This is a genomic window from Prauserella halophila (genome assembly GCF_024171895.1).
In the GTDB taxonomy this organism is placed as follows: domain Bacteria; phylum Actinomycetota; class Actinomycetes; order Mycobacteriales; family Pseudonocardiaceae; genus Prauserella; species Prauserella halophila.
The window spans coordinates 426,902-445,601 of record NZ_JAMTCQ010000008.1 but is presented as its reverse complement, the minus strand read 5'-3'; the positions used below and the strand labels follow the sequence as shown (position 1 = coordinate 445,601).

18 protein-coding genes and 1 pseudogene are annotated in these 18,700 nt (G+C 69.1%); 10 read left to right on the top strand and 9 right to left on the bottom strand.

Features of this window, described 5'->3' with window-relative positions:
• Positions 1–8 precede the first annotated feature (8 nt).
• Complete coding sequence (locus LY41_RS02290; protein ID WP_253862138.1) at positions 9–1,481, bottom strand: neutral zinc metallopeptidase; 1,473 nt, start codon at positions 1,479–1,481, stop codon at positions 9–11.
• Positions 1,482–1,603: 122 nt separating this feature from the next.
• Here LY41_RS02290 and glgP point away from each other — a divergent pair, with 122 nt between their 5' ends.
• The 6 genes from glgP to LY41_RS02260 all read left to right on the top strand — a co-directional run bounded on the left by glgP (position 1,604) and on the right by LY41_RS02260 (position 8,637).
• Positions 1,604–4,159, top strand: a complete 2,556-nt coding sequence (gene glgP / locus LY41_RS02285) for an alpha-glucan family phosphorylase (RefSeq protein ID WP_253862137.1) — start codon at positions 1,604–1,606, stop codon at positions 4,157–4,159.
• 75 nt (positions 4,160–4,234) lie between these two features.
• Positions 4,235–5,077: an ABC transporter ATP-binding protein gene (locus LY41_RS02280; RefSeq protein ID WP_253862136.1), complete on the top strand. Its 843-nt coding sequence runs from the start codon at positions 4,235–4,237 to the stop codon at positions 5,075–5,077.
• A 63-nt stretch (positions 5,078–5,140) separates the two neighbouring features.
• Positions 5,141–5,920, top strand: a complete 780-nt coding sequence (locus tag LY41_RS02275) for an enoyl-CoA hydratase/isomerase family protein (protein WP_253862135.1) — start codon at positions 5,141–5,143, stop codon at positions 5,918–5,920.
• Positions 5,917–6,912 carry a class I SAM-dependent methyltransferase gene (locus LY41_RS02270; protein WP_253862134.1) on the top strand — a complete coding sequence of 332 codons (996 nt, stop codon included), beginning with the start codon at positions 5,917–5,919 and terminating at the stop codon, positions 6,910–6,912. The genes LY41_RS02275 and LY41_RS02270 overlap by 4 nt, the downstream gene beginning before the upstream one ends.
• Positions 6,913–6,942: 30 nt before the next feature.
• Positions 6,943–8,133 carry a THUMP-like domain-containing protein gene (locus tag LY41_RS02265; RefSeq protein WP_253862133.1) on the top strand — a complete coding sequence of 397 codons (1,191 nt, stop codon included), beginning with the start codon at positions 6,943–6,945 and terminating at the stop codon, positions 8,131–8,133.
• A 78-nt stretch (positions 8,134–8,211) separates the two neighbouring features.
• The gene (locus LY41_RS02260; RefSeq protein WP_253862132.1) at positions 8,212–8,637 is read left to right on the top strand and encodes a hypothetical protein; all 426 of its coding nucleotides are present in this window, start codon (positions 8,212–8,214) and stop codon (positions 8,635–8,637) included.
• A gap of 39 nt (positions 8,638–8,676) precedes the next feature.
• Here LY41_RS02260 and LY41_RS02255 read toward each other — a convergent pair whose 3' ends face one another.
• Positions 8,677–9,024 carry a MerR family transcriptional regulator gene (locus LY41_RS02255; RefSeq protein WP_253862131.1) on the bottom strand — a complete coding sequence of 116 codons (348 nt, stop codon included), beginning with the start codon at positions 9,022–9,024 and terminating at the stop codon, positions 8,677–8,679.
• 120 nt (positions 9,025–9,144) lie between these two features.
• Between LY41_RS02255 and LY41_RS02250 the strand changes: the two genes are divergently transcribed.
• Complete coding sequence (locus LY41_RS02250) at positions 9,145–9,858, top strand: SDR family oxidoreductase (RefSeq protein WP_253862852.1); 714 nt, start codon at positions 9,145–9,147, stop codon at positions 9,856–9,858.
• Positions 9,859–9,939: 81 nt separating this feature from the next.
• Here the strand turns inward: LY41_RS02250 and LY41_RS02245 are convergent, their stop codons facing one another.
• Positions 9,940–10,434 carry a carboxymuconolactone decarboxylase family protein gene (locus LY41_RS02245; protein ID WP_253862130.1) on the bottom strand — a complete coding sequence of 165 codons (495 nt, stop codon included), beginning with the start codon at positions 10,432–10,434 and terminating at the stop codon, positions 9,940–9,942.
• A gap of 225 nt (positions 10,435–10,659) precedes the next feature.
• On the opposite strand from LY41_RS02245, the gene LY41_RS02240 reads away from it, so the two are divergent.
• Positions 10,660–11,571: an RNA polymerase sigma-70 factor gene (locus LY41_RS02240; protein WP_253862129.1), complete on the top strand. Its 912-nt coding sequence runs from the start codon at positions 10,660–10,662 to the stop codon at positions 11,569–11,571.
• Positions 11,572–11,695: 124 nt separating this feature from the next.
• Positions 11,696–11,799: pseudogene (locus LY41_RS24155) on the top strand (YciI family protein); the annotation flags it as partial.
• Between the two features lie 221 nt (positions 11,800–12,020).
• Here the strand turns inward: LY41_RS24155 and couM are convergent.
• The 3 genes from couM to LY41_RS02220 are packed head-to-tail and all read right to left on the bottom strand — an operon-like array spanning position 12,021 to position 14,342.
• The gene (gene couM, locus LY41_RS02230; protein ID WP_253862128.1) at positions 12,021–12,503 is read right to left on the bottom strand and encodes a p-hydroxycinnamoyl-CoA hydratase; all 483 of its coding nucleotides are present in this window, start codon (positions 12,501–12,503) and stop codon (positions 12,021–12,023) included.
• Positions 12,504–12,546: 43 nt separating this feature from the next.
• Entirely contained in the window at positions 12,547–13,434 is an 888-nt protein-coding gene (locus LY41_RS02225) for an amidohydrolase family protein (RefSeq protein WP_253862127.1), read from the bottom strand.
• A complete protein-coding gene (locus tag LY41_RS02220) occupies positions 13,431–14,342 on the bottom strand; it encodes an SDR family NAD(P)-dependent oxidoreductase (RefSeq protein WP_253862126.1) in 912 nt (303 codons plus the stop codon). The genes LY41_RS02225 and LY41_RS02220 overlap by 4 nt, the downstream gene beginning before the upstream one ends.
• A 114-nt stretch (positions 14,343–14,456) precedes the next feature.
• On the opposite strand from LY41_RS02220, the gene LY41_RS02215 reads away from it, so the two are divergent.
• Positions 14,457–14,936 carry a MarR family winged helix-turn-helix transcriptional regulator gene (locus LY41_RS02215; protein ID WP_253862125.1) on the top strand — a complete coding sequence of 160 codons (480 nt, stop codon included), beginning with the start codon at positions 14,457–14,459 and terminating at the stop codon, positions 14,934–14,936.
• Positions 14,937–15,010: 74 nt separating this feature from the next.
• On the opposite strand, the gene LY41_RS23485 is transcribed toward LY41_RS02215, so the two are convergent.
• From LY41_RS23485 to LY41_RS02200, 3 genes are all read right to left on the bottom strand, one after another.
• Positions 15,011–15,355, bottom strand: coding sequence for a hypothetical protein (locus tag LY41_RS23485; protein WP_301296470.1), 345 nt, complete (start codon positions 15,353–15,355; stop codon positions 15,011–15,013).
• A 500-nt stretch (positions 15,356–15,855) separates the two neighbouring features.
• Positions 15,856–17,379: an acyl-CoA synthetase gene (locus LY41_RS02205; protein ID WP_253862124.1), complete on the bottom strand. Its 1,524-nt coding sequence runs from the start codon at positions 17,377–17,379 to the stop codon at positions 15,856–15,858.
• A 28-nt stretch (positions 17,380–17,407) separates the two neighbouring features.
• Positions 17,408–18,574, bottom strand: a complete 1,167-nt coding sequence (locus tag LY41_RS02200; protein WP_253862123.1) for an acyl-CoA dehydrogenase family protein — start codon at positions 18,572–18,574, stop codon at positions 17,408–17,410.
• Positions 18,575–18,700 lie beyond the last annotated feature (126 nt).

Sequence of the window (18,700 nt, the reverse complement as noted above, 5' to 3'; positions counted from 1 at the left end):
CCCGGGCGCTACGTGTAGGTCTCCGTGCAGACCGACGAGCCGTCGAGGTAGCCGTTGCGCAGGGCCTCGATACGAGCGAAACCGTTGGCGACCCGGTGCCCGAGGATGTCGGCGGCCAGCAGGCTGCGCGGCTGGAGCAGCTCGGCGATCGCTTCGTCCAGGTCGCCGGGGGACAGGTACAGCGTCGAGCCGCTGTCGGGGTTGTTGGCGAACTTGGCCCATGCGCCCACGAGACAGGCCGTGCGCAGTCCCGCCTGACCGCCCTCGGTCGGCGCGCCCACGCCCAGCTGGATCCCCTGCACGTACCGGGACGCCACCTCGGAGAACACGGCGAAGTCGCCGAGCCCCGCGTCGGGTGACTTGTCGCCGGTCAGCTCGCCCACCTGGTCGGCGGGCTGCCCGATCTTCTCGAGCGTGGCCAGGTCGATGTTGACCTCGTTGTCCTGCTCGCAGTACGACACCGGCGGCGTGGACCTGCCCTGCTCACAGGTGCCGTCGCCTTCGACGATCTGCGGGGGGTCGACGCCGGTGGCGGAGAAGGCCGAGTCCAGGCTGCGCTGGACGTGCACCATCGTGCCGCCGGTGATGGGCGCCTGGCCCTGCTGCGCCTGGTCGGTCTCGTTCTTGAACGGCACCTCGGTGATGCGCTCGTCGACCTCGTCCTGATCGATCTCCGCGCACCGCTTCGCGCCCTCTTCGAAGCCGAGCTGCACCGCGTAGGTCCGGTCGAATCCGGAACCGTGCGCCCCCCGCTCGTTGGCGTGCGCGCCCGGTGCGTCGCGGATCAGGAACAGCGCACCGAGCACCTCGTTCACGCCGTCCGATGTCGACAGCTCGAAGTACGTGCTCTCGTCCTCGGCGATCCAGCGCATGTACGAGCCGGTGACGCAGTCGGCCTGCTGCTCCTTGACGATCGTCCCCGTGCCGTCGTCGATCCCGGCCTTGTCCCCGAGCCGGGTCTGGACCGCGTGCCCGAACTCGTGGGCCAGCACCGCGGATATGGCCATGTTGCCGAACTTGTTGCGCAGCAGCGGCAGCAGGACTCCGCGGTCCCAGGCGACCAGGTCGTCCTTGGGGCAGTAGAAGGCGTTGAGCGCCATGTCCCGCGTGCTGGTCCCGCAGACGTCCTGCGCCTCGTCCTCCGGGTCGTACGACATGAGTTTGTCGACGCGGGCGAACTTCTCGCCGAAGTGCTCCGGCATCTGCTCGTCCCAGTAGTCGGTCACGTCGGCGATCGAGGCCAGCGCCAGCCGGTCCTCGATGACGTCGGTCGCGCCGTCCGCCTGCACGTCCGGTTTCGGCGCGTCGTCCTTGAGTCCGCTCTCGAAGTGCGTGACCGGCAGTCCGGCGACGTCTCCGACGGTCTGCAGTTCACCGGTGACCTGCTCACCCGCGCAGCCTGTCGCGGCCAGTGCCACGACGGCCGATCCGGCGATGAGTCGTGCTGCCTTGACGCGTCCCGGGCGCCCCCCTGTCCTCATGGGGCTGCACCTTACTGAGTACCCGTGTCCGGTACGCGACGATCCGGGTATCGAGGGCCCCGAATGCCGCCGATCCCGGCCCCCGTGCAGCGCGCGCGTGATCCAGTAGGTTGAATCGCAGCATGAGAGCAGTCCGCCGCTTCACCGTGCACGCGCACATCCCGGACCAGCTGGCCGGGCTCACTGCGCTGGCCACGAACCTGCGCTGGACCTGGCATCCGCCCACGCGTGACCTGTTCGCGTCGATGGACGACACGCTGTTCCGGCGGATCCGCGACCCGCTGCGCATGCTCACCGAGATGCCCGCGGCCCGGCTCGAGGAGCTGGCCCGCGACGAGGCGTTCCTGGAACGCACGCGCGAGGCCGTGGACGGACTGCACCGATACCTGACCGAACCGCGCTGGTACCAGCGGCTGGCCGCCGACCACGATCGCGTGCCGTCGGCCGTGGCCTACTTCTCGATGGAGTTCGGCGTCCACGAGGCGTTGCCGAACTACTCCGGCGGACTGGGCGTGCTGGCGGGGGATCATCTCAAGGCGGCCTCCGATCTGGGCGTGCCGATCATCGGCGTCGGCCCGCTGTACCGCGCCGGGTACTTCCGCCAGTCGCTCTCGCTCGACGGCTGGCAGGTCGAGCACTACCCGGTGATCGATCCCGACGGCCTGCCCCTCGAACCGGTCACCGAGGACTCGGGGCAGCCCGCGCTGGTGAGCGTCGCGATGCCCGGTGGTCGGGAGCTGCACGCCCAGTTGTGGAAGGCGAGCGTCGGCCGGGCGGTGCTGTTGTTGCTCGACACCGACGTCGAGGGCAACGACGACGACCTGCGGCGGATCACCGACCGCCTCTACGGCGGTGACGCCGACCACCGCATCCGCCAGGAGATCCTCGCCGGCATCGGCGGCATGCGCGCGGTGCGGCGGTACTGCGAGCTCACGGGACATCCGCAGCCGGAGGTGTTCCACACCAACGAGGGGCACGCCGGCTTCCTCGGCCTGGAACGCGCCAACGAGATCCTCGGCAGCGACGGGCTCGGCTTCGACGAGGCGTTGTCGGCGGTCCGCGCGGGCACGGTGTTCACCACGCACACGCCGGTACCAGCGGGCATCGACCGGTTCCCCGCCGATCTGGTGGAGCACTACTTCGGCGACGGCGCGCTGCTGCCGCACGTCGACCCGCGGCGGGTCCTCGCGCTCGGTGCCGAGGACAACCCCGGCATGTTCAACATGGCACACATGGGCCTGCGGCTGGCCCAGCGTGCCAACGGCGTCTCGGCGCTGCACGGACGTGTGTCGCGGCGGATGTTCGCCGGGTTGTGGCCGGGGTTCGACGTCGACGAGGTGCCCGTCCGCTCGGTCACCAACGGGGTGCACGGCCCGACGTGGGTGGCGCGCGAGATGACGGCGCTGCTCGGCGGCAACGACGAGGAGTGGGGCCACGAGGGCGAGGGCGACGGCACCCGTATCGCCGCGGACGTCACCGACGAGCAACTGTGGGCGCTGCGGCGCGAACTGCGGTCGAATCTGGTCGGCGAGGTGCGGCGGTGCGCGCGGGAGGCGTGGCTGCAGCGCGGCGCCTCGGCGCTCGAACTGGGCTGGACGGAGCAGATCTTCGACCCGGACGTGCTCACGGTCGGTTTCGCCCGGCGGGTGCCGACGTACAAGCGGTTGACGCTGATGTTGCGCGATCCGGAGCGGCTGCGTGCGCTGTTGCTCGACGAGCACCGGCCGATCCAGATCGTCGTGGCGGGCAAGTCGCACCCGGCGGACGAGGGCGGCAAGGCGCTCATCCAGCAGATCGTACGGTTCATCGACGACGATCCCGAGGTGCGCAGGCGCATCGTGTTCCTGCCCGATTACGGCATGCAGATGGCCCGTTACCTCTATCGCGGCTGCGACGTCTGGCTGAACACGCCGATGCGTCCCCTCGAGGCGTGCGGCACGTCCGGGATGAAGGCCGCGCTCAACGGGTGCCTGAACCTGTCCATCCGTGACGGCTGGTGGGACGAGTTCTACGACGGCAGCAACGGCTGGGCGATCCCGACGGCCGACGGCGTCACCGACCCGCTGCAGCGGGACGACCTCGAGGCCGCGGCGCTGTACGACCTGCTCGGCCAGCAGATCGCACCGCTGTTCTACGACCGGGATTCCCACGGGGTGCCGAAGGGGTGGATCTCACGCGTGTGGCACACGCTGCGCACCCTCGGTTCCAGCGTGCAGGCCTCGCGCATGGTGCGGGAGTACGTCGAGTCCTACTACCTTCCCGCGGCCGCGACGGTCGCGGAGGCCACCGCTGACGGCTACGCCGGCTCGCGCGCGTTCCACGACTACCGCACCCGTCTGGAGGAGGCGTGGCCGCGGGTGCGCGTCGTCGACACCGAGCTGGTCGCCGACGGGGTGGAGACGCTCGTGGTGGGCGGGGATGTGCGGGTGCGCGCCCAGGTCGATCTGGCCGGCCTGGACGCCGCCGACGTCGAGGTGGAGGCCGTGGTCGGCCGGGTCGGCGACACCGACGATCTCGCCGACGGTGTGCACGTGGCGATGGAGCCGGCCGAGCGCGGCGTGTTCGAGGCCGGGCTGCGGTTGCCGCACGCGGGCGCACTCGGCTACACGGTGCGGGTGCTGCCGCGGCACCGGCTGCTGGCGAGCCCGGCCGAGCTCGGCAAGGTCATCGTGGCGTGAGTCCACGGATTGGGCACGGCGGCGTGATGCGGGCCCACGCGCGGGCGCGCGTAGGCGGTCGGTGAGAATGTCCCCGTGAACGCGGCGCACGACACTCCACGGGACGATTCACGCACCGGCGAACCGGACAACCTCGAGGATCTGGTGGTCCACGCCTCGGGCGTCGAGGTCCGGCGGGGCGGCAGCAAGCTGCTCGCCGATTTCGACTGGTCGGTGGAACTCGACGAACGCTGGGTGATCCTCGGCCCCAACGGTGCAGGCAAGACCACGCTGCTCAAGCTGGCGGCTGCGGAGCTTCATCCGACGGCAGGCGCCGTGCACGTGCTGGGGGAGCGGCTCGGCCGCACCGACGTGTTCGAGCTGCGCCCGCGGATCGGTTTCACGTCGGCGGCCGTCAACTCGCGCGTTCCGGCCGAGGAGAAGGTGCGGGACGTCGTGGTCAGCGCCGGGTACGCGGTGATGGGCCGCTGGCGGGAGCGCTACGACGAGCTGGACACCGAGCGCGCCGACGAGCTGCTCGCCGCGCTCGGTATCGCCCACCTGGCCACGCGCGAGTACGGCACGCTCTCCGAGGGGGAGCGCAAGCGCACCCTCATCGCCCGCGCGCAGATGACCGATCCGGAGCTGTTGCTGCTCGACGAACCGGCCGCGGGCCTGGACCTCGGTGGGCGGGAAGACCTGGTGGCGCGGCTCTCGGAGCTGGCGCTCGACCCGGATGCGCCCGCCATGGCGCTGGTCACCCATCACGTCGAGGAGATCCCGCCCGGTTTCACCCACGCCCTGCTGCTGGCCGAGGGCCGTACGGTCGCGGCGGGCCTGCTCGACGACGTGCTGACGGCGGAGAATCTGTCGGCTACGTTCGGCCAGGATCTCGTGCTGGAGCGCTCGGGTGATCGCTTCTTCGCACGGCGCAGGTAAACTCATTACCGGCCGGTAGCTTCCGGTCGCAGGCACGTCGGGCAAGCGTTCAAGGAGGAAGTCGTGGGCGAGTTCGTACGACTCGAGGTCGAGGCAGGCGTCGGCACCATCAGGCTGGACCGGCCGCCGGTCAACGCGCTGAACAACCAGCTGCAGCGCGAGCTCGCCGAGGCCGCGGAGGAGGCGGCCGACCGGGACGACATCCGTGCGGTGATCCTCTACGGCGGCGAGAAGACGTTCGCGGGCGGTGCCGACATCAAGGAGATGTCGGCCAAGTCCTACGTCGAGATCAACAAGTTCGGTGCCGAGCTGCAGACGTCGCTGGCCGCGATCGCCGAGCTGCCGAAGCCGACCGTCGCGGCCGTCACCGGCTACGCGCTCGGCGGCGGTCTGGAGCTGGCCATGACCGCCGACCGCCGGATCGTCGGCGACAACGTGAAGGTCGGCCAGCCCGAGATCCAGCTCGGCATCATCCCGGGGGCGGGCGGCACGCAGCGCCTGACCCGCCTTGTGGGCCCGAGCAAGGCCAAGGACATGGTCTACACCGGACGGTTCGTCAAGGCGGAGGAGGCCCTGGCGATCGGCCTGGTCGACGAGGTCGTCGCGCCGGACGAGGTCTACGCCGCGGCGCACAAGTGGGCCGCGCAGTTCGCAGGCGGCCCCGCGATGGCACTGAAGGCGGCCAAGGCCGCGATCGACGGTGGTCAGGACCTGGACCTGCGCAATGCGCTGAAGCTGGAGACGCAGCTGTTCACGGCGCTGTGGGCCACCGAGGATCAGACGGTGGGCATGGAGTCGTTCCTCGAGCACGGCCCGGGCAAGGCCGAGTTCCGGGGGAAGTGACGCGCGTGTCCGACCGGACGGAAAGCCTCGCCCCCGCGCCGAACCCGCACGCGAGTGCCGACGAGGTGCAGGCCGCGTACGAGGACCCGAAACTGGCCAACGTGCTGTACCACGACTGGGAGGCAGGCACGTACGACGAGAAGTGGTCGATCTCGTACGACGAGCGCTGCATCGAGTACGCGACCGACGTGTTCACCGCCGTGGCGGGCGAGGAGGACGGGCCGTACCCGACGGCGATGGAGCTGGGCAGCGGCACCGGCTTCTTCCTGCTGAACCTCATGCAGGGCGGGGTGATCAAGAAGGGCTCGGTGACGGATCTGTCGCCGGGCATGGTCGAGGTCGCGCTGCGCAACGCCGAGCAGCTCGGGCTCGACGTCGACGGCCGGGTCGCGGACGCCGAACGGATCCCGTACGAGGACGACAGTTTCGACCTCGTGATCGGGCACGCCGTGTTGCACCACATCCCGGACGTCGAGGCGTCGCTGCGTGAGGTGCTGCGCGTACTCAAGCCGGGCGGGCGGTTCGTGTTCGCGGGTGAGCCGACCAAGGTCGGTGATCTCTACGCTCGCAAGCTCGGCCAGCTGACGTGGTGGCTCACGACGAACCTCACCAAGCTGCCCGCACTGAGCGGATGGCGGCGCGGGCAGGAGGAACTGGACGAGTCCTCGCGTGCGGCGGCACTCGAGGCCGTGGTCGATCTGCACACGTTCGACCCGTCCGAACTGGAGCGGCTGTCGCTGGCGGCAGGGGCGGTCGACGTACGGGCGGTCACCGACGAGTTCAGTGCCGCGCTGGCGGGCTGGCCGATCCGGACGTTCGAGGCCGCGGTGCCGGACGAAAAGCTCACGCTCAGGTGGCGCCTGTTCGCCTACAAGCTGTGGCTGCGACTGTCGGCTGTGGACAAGAAGCTGCTGTCGAAGGTGCTGCCGCGTGAGCTGTTCTACAACGTGATGATCACGGGCACCAAGCCGCCCGAGCCCGTCGAGCTGTAACCGACCCGCCTCCCTGGAGCACCGGAACCGTTGCCGTACGCCTTCTCGCCCGACGACGTCGCCTTCCTGGTCTCGGCCGAGGGTGAGAAGGCGATCGCGGCCTGTGACGGGCTGACGCTGACCGACGCGAGTTGGTTGGCCGACGTGACGGCGGCCCGTCGTCTCGTGGGTGACCGTTATGCCGCGGTGCTGGAAACCGTTCTGCTACGCCGAAAAGCGACGTCCAAACTGGACGAGTCGGATTCCTGGTTGATGACGTCCGACGCGCTGCAACAGGCGAGCGCCTCGCCCGTGGCGCGTAGTCGTGCGGAGCGGCTCGCGGGCCGCGACGTGCACGACGTGACGTGCTCGATCGGGGCGGACCTCGCGGCGCTGGCACGGACTGCGGCGCGGTGTGTGGGTTCCGACCTCGACGAAACCCGCCTCGCCATGGCCCGGCACAACACTGCGGCTGCCGGAGTGTCGCCCGGACTGGTGCGCGCCGATGCGCTCGCACCGGTCACCCGGGACGCCGTGGCGGTCGCCGACCCCGCACGCCGGGACTCGTCGGGGCGCCGCACGTGGAAACCGGCCGATTTCGTGCCCGCGTTGGACGAACTGGCCACCGCTTACGACGGCCGCGACCTGGTCGTGAAATGCGCGCCGGGACTGGACCCGTCGATCGTTCCGTGGGCGCGGGAAGTGGAAGTCGTCTCCCTTGACGGGCAGGTGCGCGAATCGTGTCTGTGGAGCGAGGGCCTCGCCACGACCCGCAGGCGCGCCACGGTGCTGCGGAACGGAGAGGCCGGGTCCGGCGGTACACAATGGACGATCACCGACGAGGAGCCGGACGAGGCCGGGGTCGGGGAGCCCGGAGAGTGGATCGTCGACCCGGACGGTGCCGTCGTCCGGGCCGGGCTGGTGCGCCACTACGGCGTGCGGCACGGTCTGTGGCAGCTGGACGAGCGCATCGCCTACCTCACGGGCGACGCGCCGCCACCCGGGGTACGCGCGTTCCGGGTGCTGGAGTACGGCCGCTACAGCGAGAAGGAACTGCGTTCGACGCTGCGGCGCCACGACGTCGGCAGGGTGGAGATCCTGGTGCGCGGGCTGGACGTCGACCCGAACACGCTGCGTCGCAGGTTGAAACCGTCCGGATCGGGCGAGGCGAGTGTCGTGCTCACCCGGATCGGGCGCAGGCCCACGGCGTTCGTCTGCCGAGCCGAACGCGTGCCCGCCTGAGCGGGGCGTCATCACCCGCGCGGGTCGATATCGCGGTTCCTGCGCCCGAGCCGGGTCCGGCGAGGCACAATCCGGCGCATGAATACCGCCACCCTCCTGTTCGCCCTGGCCGGCGTTCTCATCGCGGTCACCGTGCTGGCACTGTTCGCGATCAAGCGGAAGGGCTCGATCGCGACGGTGCCGATGACCAAGCGCCGGCAGGGCGTGCGCACCGGCGCGCCGCCGCAGCAGGTCTACGGCTGGATCACACAGCACTGTCCGGACGGGTTCTCCGTCGTGGACACCGACCCCGGGCGGGGCCTGGTACTGCTCGACTCACGAATATCGGCGGCCACCTGGGGCTTTTTCTACCCGGTCCTGGTGACGCCCGAGCACACCGGCACGCGGGTGGAGATCGGCATCAAGTCCAAGGCGGTGCAGTACGGCCCGCTGGTGACGCGTCAGCACCGGAAGCTCGCCGACGCGCTGGCCGCCCTGACGCACGGCCGCGTCGAGGCGGGGTGATCCGCCTCGCTCGGGCGCGCGAGCCCACCCTGTCGGCATTCACGGTCCGCGGCGGTCGGCGGCATCGACGAGTTCGTCGAGGCGGGCGAGCGTGGCGGTGAGCTCGTCGATCTGCGCGCGGATGCGGTCGCGTTCGGCCCTGAGCATCGCTCGTTGATGGTCGGTAGTGGTGTCGGTGTCCATGCACGGGAGCAGTTCGGCAATGCGGCGGCTGGGCAGGCCTGCGGCATAGAGCTGTTGTATGGCCCGAACCCGTTGGACGGCGTCCTCGGTGTACTCGCGCTGCCCTCCGGGGCTGCGGCCGGGGACGAGCAGTGCCTGTTCTTCGTAGTACCGCAGCGCGCGGGCGCTGACTCCCGATCGCCGGGCGATCTCTCCGATGCGCACGGCTTCCTTTCTCTCGACATCCCGGCGCGAGACTTGCACCTCACGTCCACGTGAGGTTTTAGCGTACGTGACATGACATCGAACACCGAATCCGTCGGACCCATCGCCCCGGTTTCCGGCCTGCGCATTGAGGGTGCCGTCGCGCTCGTCACCGGGGCGAACCGAGGGCTGGGCCGCCATTTCGCCCTGCAGCTCCTCGAACGCGGCGCGGCACGCGTGTACGCGACGGCCCGGCGGCCCGAGACGATCGACCTGCCCGGCGTCGTTCCGCTGCAACTGGACGTCACCGACGACGAGGCGGTCCGGGCCGCGGCCGCCGCGGCGACCGACGTGACGCTCGTGGTGAACAACGCCGGGCTCAGCAACTTCACGAGCCTCGTCACCTCCGACCCGGCAGCCGTCCGTGCGGAGATGGAGACGAACTTCTGGGGCACGCTGGCCGTCGTGCGTGCCTTCGTCCCGGCGCTCTCGGCGGGTGGAGGCGGCGCGATCCTCAACGTGTTGTCCGCGCAGTCCTGGCATCCCTACCCGGGCACGAACGGTTACCACGCGGCCAAAGCCGCCCAGTGGGCATTGACGAACGGGGTGCGCACCGAGCTCGCCGACCAGGGCACGCTGGTGACCGGTCTGCACCTGGGCGCCGTCGACACCGACTTCAGCGCCGCCTACGACGGCCCCAAGGGTGACCCGGCCGTGGTCGCCGGTGCGGGCCTGGACGGCGTCGAGGCGGGCTCGGTCGAGGTGCTCGCCGACGACTGGAGCGCACACGTCAAGGCTTCGCTGGCAGCCGATCCTCGCCGGATCTACGACGAGATCCGCGCAGGCGTCGTCTGACCGCTACCCTGTGCCCGGAGGCGAGAGCCACGACTCCGCGGCCGTGCGGGGTGCTCGCGAGTGCCCCGCACGGCCGTTACGTCACGACTGTCCCGACAGGGCGGCCTCGAACATGCCGGGCTGGTAGGACCCGCCCCGCTGGTGGACGAGCACGGCCATGCGGTTGGCCGCGTTGACCAGGCTCACGAGCGCGACGAGCGCCGCCGTCTCGTCGTCGTCGTAGTGTTCGCGCACCGCGGCCCACGTCTCGTCGGACACTCCCTGGTGGCCGTCGGCCAGCCGCGTCCCCTCTTCGGCGAAGGCGAGCGCCGCCTGCTCGGCCTCGGTGAACACCGTGCTCTCCCGCCAGACCGCGACGAGGTTGAGCCGCAGCGCGCTCTCGCCGTGGGCCGCGGCCTCCTTGGTGTGCATGTCGACGCACCAGCCGCAGCCGTTGATCTGGCTGGCACGCAGCGAGACGAGTTCCTGGACCGAGGTCGGCAGCGGTGACGCGGTGATGACGGCGCCGGCATTGGCGAACCGCTTGGCGAATGCGAGCGCCAGTTCGTTGCCGAACATGTCGAATCGGGTTTCCATAGCGATGGTCCTCCTCGTTGTCGTGGGACGTCGCTGTAACGCGTTGTCGTGGGACGAGCAGAAGACGCCGACGGCGCGCGACGTGTGACAACCGCGGCCGTTGTCGCGTGCCGGTTCCACCCGGGATGCCGTCGGGATGCGCGGTCGTGGCCGATCGGTGCCCCGGGGCCGTCACAACTCGGCGGTCGACGGCGTCGTAGGGGTGTCACCGCCGAAGGGAGACCCATGACTGCCACGCCACATGCGTCCGCGCGGGACGCCGACACGGCCACCGAGGTGTTCGTGGCGCACCGGAATCTGCTGTTCACGGTCGCCTACGAGATGCTCGGCTCGGCGGCCGACGCCGAGGACGTCCTGCAGGAGACGTGGCTGAAGTGGACGGGCGTCGACCTGGCGCGGGTACGTGACCGGCGGGCGTACCTGGTGCGGATCACGACCCGGCTGGCGCTCACGCGGATGCGCACGCTCGGCAGGCGCAAGGAGTCCTACGTCGGTGCGTGGCTGCCCGAACCGCTGGCCACGGCGGCCGACGTGGCCGAGGACGTGGAGCTGGCCGAGAGCGTGTCGATGGCGATGCTGCTGGTGCTGGAGACGCTGTCGCCGACCGAACGGGCCGTGTTCGTGCTGCGGGAGGTGTTCGCCGTCGGCTACGAGGAGATCGCCGAGGCGGTCGGCAAGAGTCCGGCGGCGGTTCGGCAGCTCGCCCACCGGGCGCGCGGGCACGTGAGCGCGCGCAGGCCGCGGAGTGCGGCCGCCTCGGACGAGGCGCAGCGGGCGCTCGAGGCGTTCCGCCGCGCGGTCGACACGGGCGACCTGCAGGGCCTGTTCGACGTCCTGGCTCCCGACGTCGTGCTCATCGGCGACGGCGGCGGACTGGCGCAGGCCGCGCCGAAGCCCGTCGTGGGTGCGGCCAAGGTGGGCAGGCTGTTGGCGTCCGGCCTGTGGCACCTACCCGAGATCGGCACGCTCGCCCCGGCGCGCGTCAACGGCCACCCTGCACTGGTGCTGCGGCGCGGCGACGAGGTCGACACCGTCGTGGCCCTGCGTATCGACGACGGCCTGGTCACCGGACTGTACGGGGTGCGTAATCCCGAGAAGCTGTCCCGCATCTCCGGCGAGACGGTCCTGACTCGCTGAGCGGTCCGGCCCGCGCCGGAAACCCTGCGGGAAGAAAATCCGAAGAATGTGGCCGCGGTGTCGAGAATGAGATGCCGGCTCCGTCCCAGGGGCACACGCGTTGACGAAGGGCCGCCACGACGAAGAGGTCGTCGACGCCCAGGCGCTGGCGCCGGAGGGCACGTTCGTGCGCTACGACGGCGCAGGACGCCACCGGTGACCGACGGTCCGTTCGCCGAGACCGCCGAGTGACCGCATGGACACGTCGTTGCTGCGGGAGCTGGTTCCACGGTGACCGGGGTGCTGGTCCGGCGCGGCGCGGTTTTCTCCTCGGCCGAGGACGCGGTGCCGGAAGCCGTGCTCCGGGCGCTGGAGAGCTGGCCGGATGGCCCGCCTCGTGGCCCGAAGGCAACCGATCCATGCCGAGCCCGGCTCGGCACCGCGATCCCTGCCCCTGAATTTCACGGGTCTCACTCGAACATGCGGTAGATGGCTTCCACTGCGCAGGCGGGGCGCTCGCTGCCTTCGAGTTCGATGGCCGCGTCGACGGTGAGCTGGACACCGCCCTTCGGCAGGTCCTCGTACTTACCGAGGGTGGCGTTCAGGCGCACCCGACCGCCCGCGGGCACGGGGTTGACGAATCGGACCTTGTTGAGACCGTAGTTGACCTTCGTGCTCACGCTGTTGACGGTGAGAACTTCCTCCCACATGGGAATGATCAGCGACAGGGTGAGGTAGCCGTGGGCGATGGGACCACCGAACGGGCTTTCGGCCTCGGCGCGTTCGGGGTCGGTGTGGATCCACTGGTGGTCGTCGGTGGCGTCGGCAAAGGTGTTGATGCGCTGCTGTTCGATGGGCAGCCAGGAACTGGTTCCCAGCGGCCTGCCTTCGAATGCCCGGAGATCGGCGAGGGTCTCCACGGTCGTGGTGGTCGTGGCGGCGTCGACGGACACGGTTCCTCCTTGTGTGAGGGGATGAAAAGACGGGACGGTTGCGCTACAGCAGGCCCAGGATCTTCAGCGCGTTGTCCTTGAAGATCAGCGGGCGGACTTCGTCGCGGATCTCCAGCTTGTCGAAGTCGCGCATCCAGCGGTCGGGTTGGATGACGGGAAAGTCCGAGCCGAACAGGACCTTGTGCCGCAGAATCGAGTTGGCGGCCTGCACCAGCTGCGGCGGGAAGTACTTCGGTGACCAGCCGGACAGGTCGATGTACACGTTGGGTTTGTGCGAGGCGCTGGAGATGGCGGCGTCCTGCCAGGGCACCGAGGGGTGGGCCATGATGATGGTCAGCTCGGGAAAGTCGGCCGCGACGTCGTCGAGCAGCATCGGGTCGGAATAGCGCAGTTTGATGCCGTGCCCGCCGGGCAGGCCGGCACCGATGCCGGTCTGCCCCGTGTGGAACAGGGCGGGCACACCGCACTCGGTGAGCGCCTCGTAGAGCGGGTAGAAGTCGCGGTTGTTGGGTTCGAATCCCTGCAAGCTGGGGTGGAACTTGAATCCCTTGACCCCGTACTCGTCGACCAACGTGCGTATCCGGTTGACGGCGGTTCTGCCCTGCCAGGGATCGACGGAGCCGAACGGGATGAGCACATCGTTGTGCCGGGCCGCCTTCTCGGCGATCTCCTCGACGGAGTTGACCGGGTGGCCGGTGGCGGAGCCGGCGTCGACGGTGAACACGATCGCGGCCATGTTGCGCTCGCGGTAGTACTCGGCCATGGATTCGATCCCGGGGGTGCGTTCCTGGCCGGACTTGAAGTATTTCTCCGAGGCCGCGATCAGGTCGTCGTCCAGGGATTTGTGTCCGCAGCCGTCGATCTCGACGTGGGTGTGGACGTCGAGCGCGGTGATGGCTTCGACGTCGATGCCGTAGCTGTAGCGGCTCATCGTGTTGTCGCCTCCTCGGGGAGCTTCTCGCCGACGGATTCGAGGTGCTCGGCGAAGGTGGTCGGCCATTCCGCGGCGATCGCGTCGGGGTCCCAGCCGCCGTCGTGGTAGGCGGTGACGGTCATGTCCGGGTGCGACCACAGCGCCAGGCGATCCCCACCGACAGCCACGGCCTGTCCGGTGATCTCGGCGGCCTCGTCGCCGGCGAGGTAGGCCACGATGCCGGTCGCGTCCTGTGGGCCGCCGAAGCCGAGTTCGCGTCGGGCGAAGGCGGGCAGTTCCTCGCCACCCCGCATCGCCTCGACGTAGGGCTTGAGGAACGGCACGGTTTCGGTCATCGCGGTGGCCGCGACCGGCACGACCGCGTTGGCGGTGATGTCCGCGCGCCGGAGTTCCATCGCCCAGGTGCGAACCATGCCCACGATGCCGGCCTTGGCGCCGGAGTAGTTGGTCTGCCCGAAGTTGCCGCGTTGGCCGGCCGGTGAGCCGATGCAGATGATGCGGCCACCCTCGCCCTGTTCTCGCATCCTGATCACCGCGGCACGTACGCAGGTGAAGGTCCCTCGCATGTGGACGTCGAGGACCTGGTCGAAGTCCTCGTCGCTCATCTTCCACACGACCTTGTCGCGCAGGATGCCGGCGTTGGTCACGAGGATGTCGAGCCGTCCGAACGCCTCGACCGCGCCGTCCACCAGGGCCTGGGCGGTTTCGGCGCTGCCCACGACGCCGGCGACGGCGTGGGCCTTGCCGCCTTCGGCGCTGATCGAGGCGACGGCGGCCTGGGCGGTCTCGGCGTTGATGTCGTTGACCACCACCGAGGCGCCACAGCGGGCCAGCTGCTGCGCGTAGGCCAGGCCGAGCCCCTGGCCACTGCCGGTGACGATCGCGACTTTGTTGCTGAGGTCCATGGGAACTCCCGACTGCTCGTGTCCGCGTGTTCGATAAATGACATCAACTACAGTTGATGATGTCAATTGTTGATGGATGGTACAGTGTTCGCAGTACGAACGAGAGGACCTCCGATGCATGCGAATCACCCGCTGACCGAAGACCTCGGTTTCCTGTTGTCCCGCGCCAGTGGGGTGCTGGCCCGGTCCGCCAGTGAGGCACTCGCCCCGTTGGGCCTGCGGGTCCGCTCCTACTCGGTGCTGGACCTCGTGGACGAGGACGGTGATGGGGTAACGCAGCGGCGTCTGGCTGCAACCATGGGGCTGGACCCGAGCCAGATCGTGGCTCTGGTCGACGATCTGGAGAAACGCGATCTGGTCACCCGTGCCCCCGATCCCACCGACCGGCGTAACAAGCTGATCGCGATCACCGAAGCCGGCCACCAGGTTTGCCGACAGGCGCGGGAGCGGGTCGCCGCGGCATCGGACGGCCATTTCGAGGGTGTTTCCCCGCAGGACCTCGATCATCTGCGTTACATGCTGCGGCGGATCGCGTTCCCCGAGTCGGACCTCGACGATCGGGAAGCCGTCGCTCTCGGCGGGCACGGGAACTGAAGCGGGGTGGTGCCGGTGGCACCGGCCACTGGCACCGCTGCACGGACGAGCCCGCGATGGTGAACGTTCCTTCCTCAGAAGGTGTCCTGGGTGAGCTCGTTGTCCTGGCTCTCGCGAGTGAGCAGGATGGCCACCACGCTGATCGGTCCCACCGCCGCCAGGAACCACACCACCGACATGATGTCGCGCCCACTGGCGACGTACAGCGACGTGAGGATCATCGGGGTCAGGCCGGCACCGAGCAGCCTCGCGAGCTGGTAGCCCGGGGACACGCCCGTGTAGCGGGCCGTGGTGCCGAACTGTTCGGGGATGGAGGCGGCGAATCCACGCCGCTTCTTGTTCGCGTGTTCCAGTGACATCAGTGCGGCACCGCCCCATTCGCCGCCCACGGCGATGCCCTGACGGATCCGCAGCTGCACCGGAATGACCGCTCCCCAGGATCCTATGGCCGCCAGCAGGCGGGATGAGGCCGATGGGGAAGGAGGCCACGCCCATGATGCTCACGGACACGACCAGCATCCGTTTGCGCCCGAGCAGGTCCCCGAAATCTCCCAGTACTGCCCCGCCGAGGGGACGCGCGAGGTAGCCGGCTGCGAAAGTGCCGAAGGAGGCGATCGTGGCCGCCAGCGGGGCGAGATTGGTGAAGAAGACCGGCCCGAACACCAGGGCTGCGGCAGTGGTGTGGAGCAGGAAATCGTAGTACTCGTGCTGCCGAGGTAACTGGCGAGGACGACCCTGCGGATCTCTCTTTTGCGTTGCGCGGCCGGCATGGCCGCGGCGACATCGGTAACCATCATGGGATTCCTGATCGGGAGGCGGTTTTTTTCGGGCAGGGCGGAGTGGGCGGCGAATGTCCGCCCGATGTCATGCGAATTCTCAGGAGAAATGGGAACGCCACCGGAAGGGCCGGTGCGGCGGGTCAGCCCGCGTAGTGCTCGCGGAGTTCGTTCTTGCGGATCTTCCCGCTGGCGTTGCGTGGGATCTCGTCGAGAAAGAGGAACGATTTCGGGACCTTGTACTTGGCCAGTCGTTCGAGCAGGAACTCGGTCATGTCCTGTTCGGACAGTTCGGATCCTTTTTCGAGGGTTACGGCGGCGCGGCCGACCTCGCCCCACTTCTCGTGGGGTACGCCGAAGACCGCACACGCGGCCACGCCGGGCAGGTCCAGCAGTGCGGCTTCCACCTCGGCGGGGTAGATGTTCTCCCCACCGGAGATGATCATGTCTTTCAGTCGGTCGACCACGGCCACGAAACCGTCCTGGTCGGCCACCCCGACATCACCGGAACGGAACCGTCCCTGTTCGTCGAAGGCGTCGGACGTGGCTTCCGGGCGATTCCAGTACCCGCTCGTGACGTTGGGCCCGCAGATTCGGATTTCGCCGCGCTGGCCCGGCTCGACCGGTTCGTCCGAGGGGCCGGCCAGGGTGACGTCGGTGAAGAAGTGGGGGACCCCGGTGGTGCCCAGCTTCCGCTCGACGTTGTCGGGGGTGAGGATCAGCGCGCCGGGGCCGGTCTCGGTCAGGCCGTAGCCTTGACAGAGCTTGACACCGCGCTCGGCATAAGCGTGCAGGGTCCGCGGCGGTACCGGCGCGGCGGCGACGATCATGCGTCGGATCGAGGACAGGTCCGTCGAGCTCCAGTCCGGGTGCTGGCTGAGGTCGTCGCACATGGTGGGTGCGCCGAACGTGTAGGTCACGCCCGCACGTTCGATCGCCTGCAGCACCTGCTGCGGGTCGAACCCTTCCTCGATGCACACGAGCCCGCCCTTGAGCAGGGTGGGCAGCGCGACGAAATCCAGTGCCGCGGTGTGGAACAGTGGCGCGCACACCAGCGAGACCTCGTCGCTGAGCAGGTCCAGGTCGACGACCGCGTTCATCACCGAGAACACGATGTTGCCGTGGGTGAGCACCACGCCCTTGGGGCGCCCGGTGGTGCCCGAGGTGTACATGATGAAGCAGGGATCGTTGTGCGAGACCACCTCGGCGAGGCGGTCGGTGCCGGCGCGGGCGATGATGTCCTCGTAGCCGACCGCGTCGCTGTCGGGGGCACCGTCCACGACGACGCGTTGCCGTGTGGCGGCCTGCTCGGCGGCGGTGATGCCGACTTCGGTCAGCTCGGCGGAGTGGATCAGTACCGACACTCCGGCGTCTTCGAGCGAATAGGCGAGTTCGGGCGTGGAAAGGCGCGCGTTGAGTGGGACGAAAATCGCCCCCAGTAGTCCCGAAGCGAACAGTGCCTCGAGGTAGGACGGATGATTCCTGCTCAGCAGCGCCACCCGATCCCCCTTGCCGACCCCGAGTTCGCGTAGGGCACGGGCGAGGCGCGTCACCCGCTCGTCGAGCTGAGCGTAGGTCAGGCTCTGTTCGCGGAACGTGATCGCGGTCTTGTCGGGAGCCAGTCGGACCCTGCGGTAGGGCCAGGACCCCACACCTTCGTTGCGCATGCTCGGTTCTCCTTGCGGGGAATGCGGATCATTGCCGGGTCAATTTCCGCCCGATGATTTCCTTCATGACCTCGGTCGTGCCCGCGTACAACGTGCTGCCGCGGCAGTCCAGGTAATCCTTGGCGACGTCGTATTCGGTCATGAATCCGTAGCCGCCGTGCAATTGCAGACAGCGATTGACGACCTTCTGCTGCAGTTCGGTCACCCACCACTTGGCCATCGCGGCGGTGACCTCGTCGAGCCATCCGTGGGCGGCGTCGAGAACGCACCGGTCGACGAAGGTCTGTGCGATCTCGATGTCGGTGGCCAGTTCGGCGAGGTAGAAGCGATTGGCCTGGAAGTCGGCGATCCGGGTGCCGAAGGCGGTGCGGTCGCGAGTGTGGTCCAGGGCCTGCTCGAACGTGCGCCGCATCGCCGCCATCGCCGTGACCGCGACGCTGAGCCGCTCCTGCGGCAGATTGCCCCGCAGGTAGCCGAAACCGTCGTTCTCGTTGCCGAGGATGTTGGCCCGCGGTACTCGGGCGTGATCGAAGGTCAGTTCTGCGGTGTCCTGAGCGGACAGGCCGACCTTGTGCAACGGGCCGGTGCGGGCGAACCCCGGAGTATCGGCCTCGACCAGCACGATGCTGAAACCCTTCCGTCCGGCCGCGGGATCCGTGCGGGCCACGACGAGGAAGACGTCCGCCGTCGTGCCGGTGCTGATGAAGGTCTTGGTCCCGTTGAGCACCAGCTCGTCGCCGTCGGGTATGGCCGTGGTGGTCAGAGCAGCCAGGTCGCTGCCCGCGCCGGGTTCGGTCATCGCCAGTGCGCCGATGAGGTCGCCGCTGCACAGCGGAGCCAGCCAGCGCCGCTTCTGCTCGTCGTCGGCCAGCGAGATCAGGTAGGGGGCGACGAGGTCGTTGAAACCGCTGAGGTTCATGGTCACCACAGTGGCGCCCACCCGGCAGAGCTCCTCGATGAGCACGGCGTGGAACCGGAAGTCGTCGATACCTCCGCCGTTGTGCTTGTCCTCGGCGGCGATTCCCAGTAGGCCGAGTTCGCCGGCGCGGCGGTAGAGCTCGCGGTCGACGTGACCCTGACGGGTCCACGTGTCCAGGTGCGGGGCGACCTCACGCTCGGCGAACGTACGGGCGGTGGTCCGGAACAGTTCGTGATCGGAGTCGAAGATGGTTCTGGGTAGAGCGGCCGGATGCATGGTCCTCCTCTCCTCGGGACGTCGCGAACGGTCCGATGGCGACGGCGTGGACCGGCGTGGTGTCGGGCTCGTGTCGTCGCGTCGGCGCCTCGCTTCGGACACCGTCCATGTTGTAGATCACAGAAA

Bases quoted from the DNA above. Each gene is read 5' to 3' on its own strand.
- LY41_RS02290 (WP_253862138.1), bottom strand. From the start codon at position 1,481: ATGAGGACAGGGGGGCGCCCGGGACGCGTCAAGGCAGCACGACTCATC.
- glgP (WP_253862137.1), top strand. From the start codon at position 1,604: ATGAGAGCAGTCCGCCGCTTCACCGTGCACGCGCACATCCCGGACCAG.
- LY41_RS02260 (WP_253862132.1), top strand. From the start codon at position 8,212: ATGAATACCGCCACCCTCCTGTTCGCCCTGGCCGGCGTTCTCATCGCG.
- LY41_RS02245 (WP_253862130.1), bottom strand. From the start codon at position 10,434: ATGGAAACCCGATTCGACATGTTCGGCAACGAACTGGCGCTCGCATTC.
- LY41_RS02240 (WP_253862129.1), top strand. From the start codon at position 10,660: ATGACTGCCACGCCACATGCGTCCGCGCGGGACGCCGACACGGCCACC.
- LY41_RS02225 (WP_253862127.1), bottom strand. From the start codon at position 13,434: ATGAGCCGCTACAGCTACGGCATCGACGTCGAAGCCATCACCGCGCTC.
- LY41_RS02220 (WP_253862126.1), bottom strand. From the start codon at position 14,342: ATGGACCTCAGCAACAAAGTCGCGATCGTCACCGGCAGTGGCCAGGGG.
- LY41_RS02215 (WP_253862125.1), top strand. From the start codon at position 14,457: ATGCATGCGAATCACCCGCTGACCGAAGACCTCGGTTTCCTGTTGTCC.
- LY41_RS02205 (WP_253862124.1), bottom strand. From the start codon at position 17,379: ATGCGCAACGAAGGTGTGGGGTCCTGGCCCTACCGCAGGGTCCGACTG.
- LY41_RS02200 (WP_253862123.1), bottom strand. From the start codon at position 18,574: ATGCATCCGGCCGCTCTACCCAGAACCATCTTCGACTCCGATCACGAA.